This is a genomic window from Arthrobacter alpinus (assembly GCF_900105965.1).
Lineage (GTDB): Bacteria > Actinomycetota > Actinomycetes > Actinomycetales > Micrococcaceae > Specibacter > Specibacter alpinus.
On sequence record NZ_FNTV01000001.1, the window covers coordinates 1,033,327 to 1,046,574 of the forward strand.

A 13,248-nucleotide genomic window follows, 5' to 3' on the forward strand; every position below is an offset into this window, starting at 1 on the left:
GACACTAAAAGAATACAAGTTTTGTTTGAGTAATGCCCGGATTGGCGGGGTCGCGCGCGTTGGCGGCCAAAAAGAGTGGACACTAGAACCGTTCCTGTGTAACAATAAACTGGACACAGCGGAACAGAAAGGGATACAGTGATTTCTACCAACACCGGCCTACTAGCGATTGGAGATCTCTGGATGGAACTCAGGGACCGAAAGATGCTGCAGCGGCTCATGATCGTCCAGGGGGTTTCGAATCGTAGCCTCGCCAAGATTGCTGGATGGAAATCACACAGCTACATGAACCGCCTCGTCAGTGGCGAAGCGAAGAACCTAGAGCCGGAGCCGGCTTTGCGCATAGCAAAGTTCCTGGGCGTCGGGGTGGAGGATCTTTTTTTGACCAAAGTGGAACACAATTCTGTACGAAGTGGATCGATATCCACTCCGTATGCGACAAAACACAAGAAGAAGGTGACGGCATGAGTCTGCAACTCGTTGATGATTTCCGGCCGATGTCTGGGCGGATGAAGCCGCGGCTGAATCCGGCGGAGGCGGCGGAAATTTCGCGCCGGCATCCGGTGACTGTGCGTAGGGCTTTGATAGCCGAGCAGCTGCACGGATCACAGTCAGGGCCCGGTGGTCGGTGGCTGATCCGTGAGGAGTGCTTGGACGCATGGATTGACGGCGTGAAGTGCGAGCACCACGTGAACGTAACGCCAATCCGTCGCCGTGTTGGCAAACAGCTCAAGGCTGTCACCCGCAAATAGAGATGCCCCCTCCTACGGGAATAGGAGAGGGCTGTCAGATTTCGCTGTAAAAACTCAATCTAAAGGAATGGTCTCATGAATGATTCCCCTAGGCCCAGCGCGCCCGCTGGCAACTCAGGTACTGCTGTCGAGGTAGAAATACCCGTCGACATGTTCTTCGACGCTCGCGACTACGCCCCGGTTGCGACGGCAGGCGCCAAACCGAAGAAGGACCAGGGAAACGTCTCTCTTGCCCGGTCTCGTCGGTTGACCGCGATTCACAAGAAGCTCGATCAGCTCACGATCGCTTTGAAGCATTTGCGAACCGCTGACGCTGTTGGCCTAGTGACGCAGTCAATGGACGTTCTTGTAGGCATCACTGACCAGTTTCACAAGCAGGTTCACGATCTGGCGAAGCAGGCCGATAACGCGGAGCTTCGCTACGAGGAGTACTTCGAGACTCCTCCTCTAGTACCGCCGGCGGCTGATGTTCCCCCAGCATCAGCCGCCGGTGCTTCAACCCAGTCAGTCGTCACTGTAGTAGTCGCCCCAAAGGTCCGCGGCCTCAATCACCCATCGAGCATGGCCGAGGCCATCAGCATGCGTAGCCAGGCGCTTGCGGCTAACCCAGCCCTCGCAGCCCAAATTGCCCGAGCTTCGGCCGCAGCCCGTATGGAGCAGCGATGAATCTCACTGTTGAGCAGTTGATGGCGCAGGCCATCAAGTTCTTGAAGACTGACCAGCCGAACATGGCGGCTCTCGACATGAAGAAAGCCCTTGAGCTCCTGAAGAAGGAGAAGGCCCATCGCGGGCTAGAGAAGGTATTCGCTTTCTTCGCTCAGATCCGGGACGTATTCATAGGAGCTTTCAACGCGGTTCGAGACGCTTGCTCACAAGCGTTCGCTGCGTTCTCAAGCCTTGCCGAGGCGTTCCAGTCTGACTTTGCTTTGGCGGCCGACCATGAGTAGCTACCGGACGAAGAAGCAGGCCGTGGTGAATTTCCCCAAGTCTGCGAAGTCGGATATCCCGATCTGTGATCTTGACTTCCGCAATGAAACGGAACTGAAGCGCCAGTTGGCCTTGCATGTGAAGCATTTCGGTGGCGGGCAGCGAGTCGAGATTGATACGTCCGCTAGCCAGATCTTGGTTGATGGCGTCCACAAATACAACTTTTCCCTGATGGACCCGCCTCGGCCGCGTCCGTCTGCTGCGGTGATGTTCTGATGGCCGCCGTGGTTCGCCCGTCTGAGCGGGTAGCGTCCCGGCGCCGTCGCGCTTTCCTCTGGCTGCCGTTACTTGTAGCCGGCGCCCTGGTCTCCCTCGCTGGTGGCCCAATGATCACAGTTTTCAATTCCCTTGACACAGCCGGCCTTGCCTTGATGGTGGGCGGCCTCGTCGGGTTCATCCGAGAGGTAGAGAAGTAATGACAACACGCTTTGAAGAAATAGCGATAGAGAAGGTCCGGGCGAACAAGGCCAATATCCGTGAGGACCTTGGTGACTTGGAGCGACTGACGGAGGAGATTCGCACGATGGGCGTTGTCTCGCCCGTGGTTGTGTACCCACATCCCGAGCTTGAAGGCGACTACCTGGTCAAGGATGGACACCGCCGCCGTCAGGCATCCATCAATGCCGGCAAGTCTTTCCTGCCCTGCATCGTTGAGGAAGCTTCGGCGCGGGGCGAGATGGACGACATCGAGGCCATGCTCACCACTGGCCGCAATCACCTCGCACTGTCCGTCTTGGAGGAAGCTCAGGGCTTCCAACGCCTGGACTTGGAGGGCGTAAAGAAGCTCCAAGAACTGGAGGACGCAGGCCAGCCGGGTTTGTATGACCGAGTGGTGGGGGACATCGGAAGCGGGGACAAGCGCTACACGCTGGATCTAGAGCGCACCATTGCCCGGGCCCAGCAGGAGCAGGCCAAGGCGGAGCTGCAGGAACGCATGGAATCACTCGGTGCCCCGGAAGCTCCGGATGATGCCACGTACTCAAACAAGTGGGACTGGGTCCGCGACGTCGAGGGCGAAGAACTGTCCGCCGAAGTTCACGTGACCGCTGGTCATTACTGGTCCATCGCAGGTTACGGGACGCCGGAGATCCGCTGGTACGCACCGTTGGCAGTGGCCAAGCCGGACATTTCGGAGGCGGAGAAGGAACACAAGAAGCAACTCCGAGCACTGAATGCGGAACTGGGGTTGAGCTACACGGTGCGCCGCCAATTCATAGCGAACCAGATCCGTTCCAAGGACGGCGCCGGCGAAGTCGCGGACCACGAGCTGTTGTTCGATCTGTTGTGGGGAGACATTCTCAAAATGGACGAGGAGACCCTGGGTGACATCAGCGGCATTCACAAGCCCTCTGATGCTGAGGGGTACGCCGAGGAGAACGCTTGGCGCGATCGGGTCAAGGTGGTCTTGCAGAAGATGACGTGGCGCCAGCTGGCCCGGGCGGCGACCTATGGCCAGCAGAAAGATACTGACCGGCAACTGCGATTCGCGAAAAACTTCGACCGCACCGTCTACGACTGGTCGAATCGTCGGTCTTGGCTGGAGCAAGCCCAGACGCACTTTGGATACCGGTTCGACCAGGCAGAGCAAGACGTCTTGGAACTGTTCAAGACCAAGGGTGGCAGTTACTCCAGCCGCAGCCTGACAGAGGGCACAAACCGGCGCGTCGAAGAAGACGTCACGGTCATCAAAGATGACGGAGCCGAGCAGTGAGCCCGGGCGCTAAGCAAAAGGAGCTGTTGGCCCTGAACCCGGCTCCGTTGCGGCACGCGGCTGCGGCGTTCCCCATCAAGACAAAGACGTGGATCGCCAAGGACCGTGCCTTTCCAAGGGCGGCGGTGCGCCTCCAGCCCGATGGCAAGTGGCTGCTGCAGCTTTGGCACACGCCAACAATGGTCCGAATGGACGAGAAACCTCTGACTTACAGAAACCGCCTCGCAGCGGTCTTCTCAGGCCAGATCCAAGTGCATGCGGCTAGGTCTCAAAAACACCCGGCCGGACAAATACACCTCCGCGGCATCTCAGGGATGTGGGCCGTATGAGCACTGACAACCCAGACATCAGCATGTTGAAGCGTGACCGCCCAGTACAACCACTGCGTTGCAATTCCTGCAATGCACCCATCAATCCACTCACGGCCGAGTGCCGCTGCAGCGACTAATCAAGGAGTTTTGACCATGAGCATAGAAGTTCTGAGTATTGCCCCAACCCAAGCGTTGACACAGGACCAGCCTGACCTTGTCATGACCGCCAAGGCGTCCGCATGGTTGGACGCTTTGAGGGCTGTCGGAGTCGCCATCGGCACTCGCCCACCCGTGCCGATCTGCGCCTACGTCCTCGTTCGATTCTCAGCCACCGGTGAAGGCGTGACCCTGACCGGAACGGACTACACCACCCGCGTCACCGCTCAAGTCGCCTCTGCCATCGGAACAGGCGCCAAGCAAGGAACAGCGGCAATCCCATACAACTGGCTCCAACGCACCATCCGCACCCTGACCAGGACAGACGCAACCGCTGACGTCACAGTCTCCACCATGGGCCTCATGGGCGAAAGGATGGCCACCGTCAAAGCAGCCGGCTACACCATCCCCCTAGTCACCGGACCAGTCAACGACTTCCCAGACGACGCAAGCCACGCAACCCTCGGCACATTCACCACCAACCTAGACAACTTCCGAGCCACCCTCGACCGCGTCGCCCACGCATCATCCACCGACGACACCCTGCCAATACTGACCAGCATCCACCTCAAAGGCAGCACCGCCGGCGTCCACGTCATGGCAACAGACCGCTACCGCCTCGCCTTCGACCTCCTCAAACTCGAAAACGGCGAAACAACACCAAACTTCAGCTTCAACCTGCGCTCGCAGGTGTGGGGCAAGTTGTCGAGGATTCTCCGAGGGGAAACGATCGGTATATCCGTGCTGGCCACGAGCGAGCGAAGCCGCGTCTTCCCGGGAGCCGGGATCGAAGCTTTGGAGATCCGCACCAAGGGCTTGACAGTGCAGATCGTGGCCACGGATGGCGAGTACCCGAAGATTCAGACCTTGACTCAGTACTCGGCCGGCGCCACGGCAGTGGTGAGCCGCAACGAGCTGCTGAGGCAGGCTCGAATAGCCGAGGAACTGTCGGCACGTAACCTCCCGGCCGAAGTGCACATATCTGCCTCGGGCTTGTCGGTTACTCCCGGACTCGACGACTTCCAGGAAGGGACTCGGGCACCTCGAATTCCTTCAACTTTCTGGGCCCACACCAACACCGTGAGCGACGTGGTGACGGCATTCAACCCCCGCTACTTCCTCGAGGCCGTAAAAGCGTTCGTTGGCGTCGAGGACCTAAAGATCACCCTGGGCGCCTCAGGTGACGGGGTGGCAGTAGCCAAGCCTGTCACCATCACGGCCGCCGACAAGAAACACGACGACGAAGCCACCTTCCGGACCATGGTCATGCCCGTCCGTCTCCCGAATACGGCGGTCTGATCATGAAGCCACGCACAGTCCTCGCCATGCACCTCACACTCGATCAGCGGGAAGCCTTCATTCACTGGTTGCAGGCCAACGGTTGCCGTTGGCAGGTCCCCGCCGAAGCTCGCATCATCACCACCGGCAACTACGTCATCGTGCCGTGCTGGAACATCCGGACCATCAAGCAAGCACGCACCCTCTGGCCCAAGAACATCCGCGACTGGCAGCCAACGGTAAAGGTCCGCCGGTTCAAGATCCGCCATCCTCTCAGTCAGGACTTCTCATGAGGCGCCAAGACGCCGCCGATATCCGCGAAGGCATCCGGATCGCAAAGAAGCACGGCATCACTGCGTTGAGTCGAGTCCGCGCCCAGGGGAACATCCTGACGCTTCGCGCCTACCTCAACACCATGGCCAAGAACGAAACGAAGCGGAGGAAGTTATGAGCTGCACTCATTCCTCGGACCGGGTTTGTGATCACTGCCCGCAGGAGCACCTAGACACCTTCTACCCGAATAGGACGTGAGCATGAGCTCTCAGCGCGACGAGCTGGCCCGGACTCTATCTGCGGCTTGGGGTTCGCAGGACGGCCAAGTCACCCGGGCGGATATGCACGCCGCAGACAGACTTCTCGAGACCGGGCACGGAGCGCTTTCAGCGGTCGATAGCGTTCCGGCGCACCCAACCAATAGCAGCCGTAGCAACGAACAGGATCGCAGCTATGGCAGCCAACCACAGCAACCCCTTCACAGCCACACCAACCACGGCCAAGATCAACCAAAGAGCAAGAAGAACAATCACCAAGGTAGCCATGCGCAGAGCCTACGCTCGACCCCGGACGAATGGAATGGCGCGGACGTAGTGATCGAGGCGCAGAAGTGAGCCAGAGAAAAGGGAGGTCCCGACCCTTCCGGTTCGGAACCTCCCCTGTGTGCAGCAATCAGGCTTTCTTGCGCGTCAACAAACCCCAAATAATCAGGACAATAAACGAACCGCCAATCGCGAGCAACCACGTCGATAGCGACCAGAACGAGTTGATACCAACGTCGAAAATCGCGCTACCAATCCAGCCACCCAAAATAGCGCCAACAACACCAAGCACCAAGGTAGCGAGCCAGCCGCCACCCTGCTCACCCGGTTTGATCGCTTTCGCGATAGCACCAGCAATCAGACCCAAAATAATCCAACCAATGAAACCCATGTCTTTTCTCCGTTCGGATGAAGGTTTTAGTCTCAGCATCAAATCAACGATGCACCCAGCAACCTTACTGAGCAGTAACGCGAACATCAAACCGAGAAGCCCCACGACACTGGGACAAGGAACGCAATGACCACCCCATCACCCGAAGCCGCAGCACGGGCAGAGTTCATCAAAACCGCTATGGAAGACCCTGAAGGCCGCCGCCTAGCGGACGCTGCCGTGGCGCTCGCCACCGATGACAGGAGCTGGACCATATGAGCCTGATCATCATGGCGCGATTACGGCTCCGTGTCCAAGCCCACGCGGCTGAGTTATCCCGCGCTGTTGTGAGTCAGACACCTTCCCAGATCCGTAACCGGCTCGCCTACTTGGTGGCTAATACCGAAGCGTTGTTGGACATCGTCGAAAACGAGGAAACATGAACCCGGATTGCCGCGATGTCAAACACCGCTCCTGTGCTGGTGACGGATGGGACGAAGCCACGGACGCCGCGGCGCCCTGCCCTTGTACCTGCCACGGCCTGACCGAATGGCAAGTCGAGTACTTCGCACGAGTCATGGGCATCACAACAGAAGAAGCCCGTGCGATTGCACACAAGATACTCAACCTCCCCGAAATCGAACCAGCCAAACCAGCGTTCTTGCTCACCAAACGAAGAACGGCACTCAAAGTCAAGACGGCGAGGGGTAAGGGCCCTCCGTCGTCTGAGAGCTGGCGGGGCAGGGCGCGTACTACGAAATTTAGGTCTCAATAATGAAAGCAGGGCTTGACTGGTGTCTTGGCTCAAACAGTCTGACGTCTCCGCGAATCATCCGATCACGCTGCGGGCCTTGGAGATGGAAGATGCGGACGATCGAATACTCAACGAGGTCTATGGCTGGGTGAATCGCTGCGCTACACAGTCCGCGGCACATGACCAGGACTACATAGTGACCAAAGGAACCGCCGTCGCCATGGCCGGCAGCTTCAGCCGGTTCGAGGCTCTGGCAGCGGCAGCGATATTCTGCGGCTACCTTACTGAAGTCATGATCACGGTGGAGGGCGAGAATCGCAAGGCCTTCAAACTTGTGGAGGAGGAAGACCTCTTCCACATGATCCTGAAGGCTGACAAGGACTGGACGCAGCAGCGTCAGGCGGATAACCGCGACTTGGCCAAGACCGGCCCGGTGCGGCTCCGCGACGGGGACGCCTGCAGGTATTGCGGTCGTGTGGTCGGCTGGGGCGCCGACAGGAAGTCCGTGCGCTGGGGCAGCATCGATCACGTTGTGCCTGGCGAACCGGGCACCGTGGCAACGATGGTGGTCTGCTGCGGTCAATGCAACTCCAAGCGCAAGAACGACCCGAACAGTATCTGGAAGACACTACCGATACCGTCCGAGCCGCACATTGGACCGGCCACAGCAGCCTGGCTGACCGATAAGTGCGGCATACCGACCAAACCCACCTACACGCGAATACCCACCGAATCTGTAACTCCTGCACCGGTCAACGGCCAGCAGGCAACTGAGGTACCGCCCGCCGTCGAGCAGCCCACTGTGGCAGTTCCGGTTGAGGACGAGGCAACGGAAGCACCATCCGGCCCGTCCAGCGACTCAGCAGCCAGCACCCCGGACCATGCAGTCGAGAACCTGGGGGAAACGGAGCAACAGCCGGCCCCAGAAATCAAATCAGAAATCAAAACGGATCACGGGTTAATCAGTGATGAGGAGTCTGGCAGATCTGGATATGCCGGGTCGGGTCGGGACGGGTCGGGTCAGGTTGGGTTGGGAGCCATGCTCCCCGCTCATCATGGCTCTGACGCTAAACAACTATCGTCACCCAACTCTTCAGAGCATCCTCAACCATCCGCTCAAAGGAAGAAGAACCGCCGTCGTGCCCGTCAACGTAACCGAAAGGGGAATCCCAATGTTTGATCTGGTGGAGCATGTCCCGATCAAGAGCAGCAAGGTCAAGATCCTGCTCCTTCAGGAGCGGGCAATGGATTCGGTGTGTGAGCGGGCGACGACGCTTCAGTACAGGATCGCAGGTGAGTTCACGTTTCGGGTGATCGAGTTGCCGCTGTCGTCGTATCTGGAGTGCCGTGTGCCTGTGATACCTGCGGAGGGTGGTGTCGATCTTGAGCGATGACCAGATAATGACTTGCACGGCGGATAACTGCCATCGGATCACGAGCCTGTATCTGTGCACCGATTGCATTATCGAGCTGGATGATTTGCTCAAGGATGTACCGGTACTTGTTCAGTTCATGGATGGGCCGATATTCCAGACGAGCGTGACTAAGTCACCTGGTGCCAGCGGGGGAGGGGGTGGCCATGCGAGTTCGAAGCCGCCGATCAACCTTGATGCGTTGCTGCTGAGGCAGTGGCTTTGCCAGCTACCTAGACGGGCTCACGGGGAAGCGATGGAGAACCCGGATGCCGGGCGAACTTTGTTCATGGCTCGGGAGTGGGTAGGACGTGGCCGTGATCTGGTGTGGGGGCCAGAGGACAAGCGAGTGTACGGCGAATGTGAGGAACCCTACTTCGATGGGGGAGACCTGCCATTGGAGGAAGGTGAAGAGCCGGCCCTTTGTTCGGGACGGCTCGCTGCACACCCTGATGACGTGTCGATCAAGTGCCAGGACTGCGGAATGGTTCATCACATCCCTGACTTGCTGTATCGAATAAGGGCCAGGGTTCGTGGTGAGCCGATGCCGCCTCGCGGTGTGAGGGACTACCTGCAGAGGAAGGCGCGGGCGTTCGTCCAGAAAAAGGACTTCGAGAACTGGGTGTACATGGGCATGGTGCCGTACGTCTTGGACAGGGTGAACACCGAGGGCAGGGCGCAGCGGCTCTACTATCCGGGGGATGTCCTCAAGGTATTTCAGGACATGCGTGCGAGGAGGAGAATCGGGGCGTGAAATGTAGTACCCTAAATCCGAGGGGATAGTTGTCTTCGCGAACTTATGCAAAGGCCTTGACGGGTTACCGTCAGGGCCTTTGTCATGTCCGAGGTGGTGGTCCTGCTGACGGCTTCGGGTATTTACAATCCGCCATGGTCCGGCCGCCGTGCGAAGAACGCGCTGGTCAGGGTCAAGGCGCAGGGGCGCAAGGACAAGACGCCATGTTGCATATGCCGCCAACCCATTGACTACTCGCTTGAGTATCCTCACCCGCAGACCTGCAGTGTTCAGCATGTGAGGTCTCAGAAGATGTATCCGCACTTGAGGTGGGACCCGAGTAACTGGGCTCCGTCTCACTTGGACTGTAATAAGTCGGCCGGGTACACCGCTGATACGGGCATGGGAGTGACGTCGGAGGATGGCTGATATCTCCCCGCACAGGATTGAACTCCAATAAAATCCAGCAAGTTGTTTTACGGGAAGGACTCCGCATTTTTTTTCCTCTCCCCCCGGAACTTTCCCCATGAAAATCCCCCAAGAACGTTGAATTGGCGGGGAAAATGAACCCATCTACTCTCCTGCATGGAGACTGTCCCAGGTTGCCGCTGGGGAAAACCCATCTACGGATGACGGACATTAGCCAAGGTTGCGAAATGACGCCGGAGGGTCAGTCTAAGAACGAGGCGCCGGTACGCGCCTACTCCATGCAGGAGCCACCAAACGCGAAAGGGTGAGTCAACGATGCCTCTCAAGATAATCAAGAAGATGATCGGCTCAGCGCTGGACATTGCGCCGTCTCCCGAGTTCGCAGCGAGACTCAAGCGGAACAAGCAATATCAAAAAGTGTTTGAGGCTCCGTCGTTGCTGGACGGCCCGGAACACGTCATCATTGGCGGCCGGCAAGAGGGTAAGACCACTCTGGCCGTGAAGTGGCTCATGGACTGCCCGGAGGGCGTTCAGCGTGTTCTGATTACCCTGAACAACGATATGGCCAAGTCAATCAAACAGGACCTCGGACTACCCGTTGGGGATCCCAGAGTGATCTCATACAAAACATTGTTCAACGGCAAGGTTCTCCCGGGTGTGGAGTACGGCATTGATGAGACCGTATCCATTCTCACGAAAATGCTCGGCCTGCGTGAATTGCCCCGCCTGGTCACAGTTCAGCATGCGGAAGCATGGCAAGGCGTAGGAGGCTCTGGGGTCTGACCACCGGGCACTGACAGCGGGAGGTGTGTCGTGCATGACCGCCCAGCGCTCCGGCTACTCCACGGTGAAGGCGAATCCATCCGAGGTATCGCCAAGGAGAAGCAAGCCTCTCGAAATGCTGTCCGCCGCGCGCTCCGCCCCGGCTCCCGTGACAATTACTACCGGCCGTCCGCGTCCGAGTCGGCCGAGCCGGCCGTTCGTGACGTTCTGGCCGACTATCCGGACATGGTGGTTGCCGACGTCGCCCTGTTGATCGACTGGCGGCACTCCCGCCGGACGCTCTCTGACCTTGTGGCGCGTCTACGTCCGATCTACCTTGATTCATCCCCGGGTCTTGATGCACGCCCGGACGAGACCATCAGGGCGGGCACACTGGCCGCTTCCAGCATCGAGTGCGGCACGCTGACAGTTCAGGAGGTGGCATGGTGAAGAAACGCCCAACCAACATCTCTGCCAGGAACACCGAACCGCCGACAGATCTGCCCGAAGCCGCCGCGACCGTATGGCGCGAGATCATGGCCAGCAGCGATTTAGCCGGCACCGTGGACAGGTCAGCCCTCGAGGCGTTCTGCACACTTATGGCCCGACTCCGAGAAGCCCGCCAGAGGGTCGAGGACGAAGGCATGGTGGTCAAGGATCCCCGCGGGCGCGTCATCCCTCACCCGGCGCTCGCCGTCGAACGCCAGACTGCAGAGCAGATCCGTGCATGGGGAGACCGCTTTGCCCCGCTGGTGAAGCCGGTCCGGAAACGCGGCTACATGGCGGACGCCACGGCAACCTCGATTGCCAACGCCACGCACCTCTCCGCAGCAAAATACGCCGGCCCCATTGCGGCCCTCAAAACTCTCGCCTGGATGATCGACGAAGCCCAGCGCGAAAGCATGGAAGCACTACAAAAAGCCATGACAACCACCGTCCCCAACTACCTCAAGGCGTGCACAGAACTGCAGATCACCCCCGCATCGATCCCCGCACTCGTGGGGGCCGAAACCCCCAAGGAATCAAAGGGCTCAACGGTGACGAACATGCGTGAGGCGGCAGAGAAGCGTCGTGCAGGCTAAGCGGGCCAAGCGTCCGGAACTCTTCGGAGATGAAAAGCCCCGAATCTTCACACCGCCACTGCAGCCGCTCGAACCGCGCTCGCCGGAGACGGAAAAGCGGACGCTTGGTTATGACGTCATTGACTTCGCAGAGAACGCGCTTCACCTGAAGTTGTTTCCCTGGCAGAAGTGGCTATTGATTCACATGCTCGAGCTGCTGCCCGAGGGTGGGCTGCGGTTCCGCACTGTCGTGGTGCTGATTGCCCGTCAGAACGGCAAGTCAACGCTCTCGCAGGTACTGGCGCTGTGGTTCATGATGGTCTGGGGCTGGCCCCTTGTCATGGGCACGGCGCAGGATTTGGAGACCGCCGAGGAAGTCTGGCAGGGCGCCGTTGACCTCGTAGAGGAAGACGACGAGCTGGCCACGCTCCTCAAGCGTGTGGTCAAGGTCAACGGAAAGAAAGCGCTCGAGCTTCATTCTGGCGCCCGCTACAAGGTCAAGGCGGCTAACCGTCGCGCTGGCCGTGGATTCACCGGCAACCTGATCATGCTCGATGAGCTTCGCGAGCATCAGAACTGGGAAGCCTGGGGAGCGATCACCAAGACCACCATGGCCCAGCTCGAGGCTTTGGTACTGGCTCTTTCAAACGCCGGCGACTTGACGTCAGTGGTGCTGAGCTACTTGCGGAAGATGGCTCACGAGGCGCTGGGTGACCCTGACGGGATCTGCGATGAACTGGCAGCTTCCGGACCTACCTTGCTCGACATTGAAGCTCTGGAAGAAGAGGGGGAATTCGACGATGACGATCTGGCCGACTTTGAGCAAGACGAAGACACGCTGGGCCTATTTGAGTGGTCCGCCCCGCCGGGCTGCGGCAAATGGGACCGGGCCGGGTGGGCGCAGGCCAACCCTTCTGTTGGCTGGAATCCGGGCTTCACGCAGCGCACCATTTCCGCGGCGTGCAAGACCGACCCCGAGTGGGTGTTCCGTACCGAGGTCCTTTGCCAGTGGTCAGCAGGAACGCTCACTGGCCCGTTCCCTCCTGGTTCTTGGGACAAGGGCAAGAACGTTCCTGAAGAGGGCCCGGACGGCAAGCCGAGAGTTGCCGAGGCAGACCGCCTCGTAGGCCCGGTATACGCCGGTGTCGACCAATCCCCGGACCGTTCCATGACTTATGTGGCCGTTAGCGGTCATCGAGCAGATGGTGTTGCCCAGGTTGAAATCTGGGCTGGCCGTTATGGCTCGGACTGGGTCAAGGGCTACCTGATGGACGACAAGCGCCGCGACCGGATCATTTCGGTTGCGGGGCAGTCCAAGGGTGCGCCGATTTCACCGCTGATGGAGTCATTGGCGGCGGATCCGGAGTTCACCGTCCCGGTGGTCGAGTGGTCAGGTAGTGATCTGACCGCCGGGTGGGCCGATGTCTTTGACTCGGTCCGTGACGAGACCGTACGGCACAACCCTCAGCCGGTGTTGGACGTTGCCGCGGCTACCGCCGTGATCAAAACGTTCGGCGGCGGAGCCTCCATTCCAGACCACGGGAAATCTCCTGCTGATATTGCCCCGCTCATGGCGTTTACGGCTGCCAAATGGCTGCTGGGGCGTCGAGCGGTGGCACCTCCTCCGCCCCCTCCGCCTCCGGAGGCGGTTCGCGCTTCCGAAGAGAGCGTTTCCGATGCTGACAACGTGGCCTATATGGGCTTCTGATGAAAGGAG

At 59.3% G+C, this 13,248-nt stretch carries 20 protein-coding genes; 18 read left to right on the forward strand and 2 right to left on the reverse strand.

The features are described 5' to 3' along the window. The first annotated feature begins 138 nt into the window (after positions 1-138). The 10 genes from BLV41_RS04745 (at position 139) to BLV41_RS21980 (ending at position 5,646) form a co-directional block, all read left to right on the forward strand. Entirely contained in the window at positions 139-468 is a 330-nt protein-coding gene (locus BLV41_RS04745; protein WP_211481602.1) for a helix-turn-helix domain-containing protein, read from the forward strand. Then, positions 465-752, forward strand: a complete 288-nt coding sequence (locus BLV41_RS04750) for a helix-turn-helix domain-containing protein (RefSeq protein WP_074710802.1) — start codon at positions 465-467, stop codon at positions 750-752. Before BLV41_RS04745 ends, BLV41_RS04750 begins: the two co-directional genes overlap by 4 nt. 75 nt (positions 753-827) lie before the next feature. Then, positions 828-1,418: a hypothetical protein gene (locus BLV41_RS04755; protein WP_074710803.1), complete on the forward strand. Its 591-nt coding sequence runs from the start codon at positions 828-830 to the stop codon at positions 1,416-1,418. Then, positions 1,415-1,699, forward strand: coding sequence for a hypothetical protein (locus BLV41_RS04760; RefSeq protein ID WP_074710804.1), 285 nt, complete (start codon positions 1,415-1,417; stop codon positions 1,697-1,699). The genes BLV41_RS04755 and BLV41_RS04760 overlap by 4 nt, the downstream gene beginning before the upstream one ends. 22 nt (positions 1,700-1,721) lie before the next feature. Then, the gene (locus BLV41_RS04765; RefSeq protein WP_139244206.1) at positions 1,722-1,955 is read left to right on the forward strand and encodes a hypothetical protein; all 234 of its coding nucleotides are present in this window, start codon (positions 1,722-1,724) and stop codon (positions 1,953-1,955) included. Then, positions 1,955-2,155 (forward strand): DUF7322 domain-containing protein, encoded by a 201-nt coding sequence (locus tag BLV41_RS22985; RefSeq protein WP_425284254.1) that lies wholly within the window; start codon positions 1,955-1,957, stop codon positions 2,153-2,155. Before BLV41_RS04765 ends, BLV41_RS22985 begins: the two co-directional genes overlap by 1 nt. Then, a complete protein-coding gene (locus tag BLV41_RS04770; protein WP_074710806.1) occupies positions 2,155-3,450 on the forward strand; it encodes a ParB/RepB/Spo0J family partition protein in 1,296 nt (431 codons plus the stop codon). Before BLV41_RS22985 ends, BLV41_RS04770 begins: the two co-directional genes overlap by 1 nt. Before the next feature lie 464 nt (positions 3,451-3,914). Beyond that, positions 3,915-5,216 carry a DNA polymerase III subunit beta gene (locus BLV41_RS04780; protein WP_074710808.1) on the forward strand — a complete coding sequence of 434 codons (1,302 nt, stop codon included), beginning with the start codon at positions 3,915-3,917 and terminating at the stop codon, positions 5,214-5,216. 2 nt (positions 5,217-5,218) lie between these two features. Further along, positions 5,219-5,488: a hypothetical protein gene (locus BLV41_RS04785; protein ID WP_139244208.1), complete on the forward strand. Its 270-nt coding sequence runs from the start codon at positions 5,219-5,221 to the stop codon at positions 5,486-5,488. Further along, a complete protein-coding gene (locus BLV41_RS21980) occupies positions 5,485-5,646 on the forward strand; it encodes a hypothetical protein (RefSeq protein WP_170835421.1) in 162 nt (53 codons plus the stop codon). The genes BLV41_RS04785 and BLV41_RS21980 overlap by 4 nt, the downstream gene beginning before the upstream one ends. Before the next feature lie 208 nt (positions 5,647-5,854). Here the strand turns inward: BLV41_RS21980 and BLV41_RS21985 are convergent, their stop codons facing one another. Together BLV41_RS21985 and BLV41_RS04790 are read right to left on the reverse strand one after the other, a co-directional pair. Further along, the gene (locus BLV41_RS21985; protein WP_170835422.1) at positions 5,855-6,013 is read right to left on the reverse strand and encodes a hypothetical protein; all 159 of its coding nucleotides are present in this window, start codon (positions 6,011-6,013) and stop codon (positions 5,855-5,857) included. A gap of 127 nt (positions 6,014-6,140) precedes the next feature. Continuing rightward, on the reverse strand, positions 6,141-6,401 hold the full coding sequence (locus tag BLV41_RS04790; RefSeq protein ID WP_074710810.1) for a GlsB/YeaQ/YmgE family stress response membrane protein: 261 nt from the start codon (positions 6,399-6,401) through the stop codon (positions 6,141-6,143). A gap of 126 nt (positions 6,402-6,527) precedes the next feature. On the opposite strand from BLV41_RS04790, the gene BLV41_RS22750 reads away from it, so the two are divergent. From BLV41_RS22750 to BLV41_RS04830, 8 genes are all read left to right on the forward strand, one after another. After that, the gene (locus tag BLV41_RS22750; protein WP_280138576.1) at positions 6,528-6,659 is read left to right on the forward strand and encodes a hypothetical protein; all 132 of its coding nucleotides are present in this window, start codon (positions 6,528-6,530) and stop codon (positions 6,657-6,659) included. 515 nt (positions 6,660-7,174) lie between these two features. After that, the gene (locus BLV41_RS04795) at positions 7,175-8,314 is read left to right on the forward strand and encodes an HNH endonuclease (RefSeq protein ID WP_074710811.1); all 1,140 of its coding nucleotides are present in this window, start codon (positions 7,175-7,177) and stop codon (positions 8,312-8,314) included. Continuing rightward, the gene (locus BLV41_RS04800; RefSeq protein WP_074710812.1) at positions 8,307-8,528 is read left to right on the forward strand and encodes a hypothetical protein; all 222 of its coding nucleotides are present in this window, start codon (positions 8,307-8,309) and stop codon (positions 8,526-8,528) included. Before BLV41_RS04795 ends, BLV41_RS04800 begins: the two co-directional genes overlap by 8 nt. Beyond that, entirely contained in the window at positions 8,518-9,300 is a 783-nt protein-coding gene (locus BLV41_RS04805; RefSeq protein ID WP_139244209.1) for a hypothetical protein, read from the forward strand. Before BLV41_RS04800 ends, BLV41_RS04805 begins: the two co-directional genes overlap by 11 nt. Before the next feature lie 723 nt (positions 9,301-10,023). Then, on the forward strand, positions 10,024-10,491 hold the full coding sequence (locus tag BLV41_RS04815) for a hypothetical protein (RefSeq protein WP_074710814.1): 468 nt from the start codon (positions 10,024-10,026) through the stop codon (positions 10,489-10,491). 30 nt (positions 10,492-10,521) lie between these two features. Next, on the forward strand, positions 10,522-10,920 hold the full coding sequence (locus tag BLV41_RS04820) for a hypothetical protein (protein ID WP_074710815.1): 399 nt from the start codon (positions 10,522-10,524) through the stop codon (positions 10,918-10,920). Beyond that, positions 10,914-11,552, forward strand: coding sequence for a terminase small subunit (locus tag BLV41_RS04825; protein ID WP_074710816.1), 639 nt, complete (start codon positions 10,914-10,916; stop codon positions 11,550-11,552). Before BLV41_RS04820 ends, BLV41_RS04825 begins: the two co-directional genes overlap by 7 nt. After that, positions 11,542-13,239, forward strand: a complete 1,698-nt coding sequence (locus BLV41_RS04830; RefSeq protein ID WP_074710817.1) for a hypothetical protein — start codon at positions 11,542-11,544, stop codon at positions 13,237-13,239. Before BLV41_RS04825 ends, BLV41_RS04830 begins: the two co-directional genes overlap by 11 nt. Positions 13,240-13,248 lie beyond the last annotated feature (9 nt).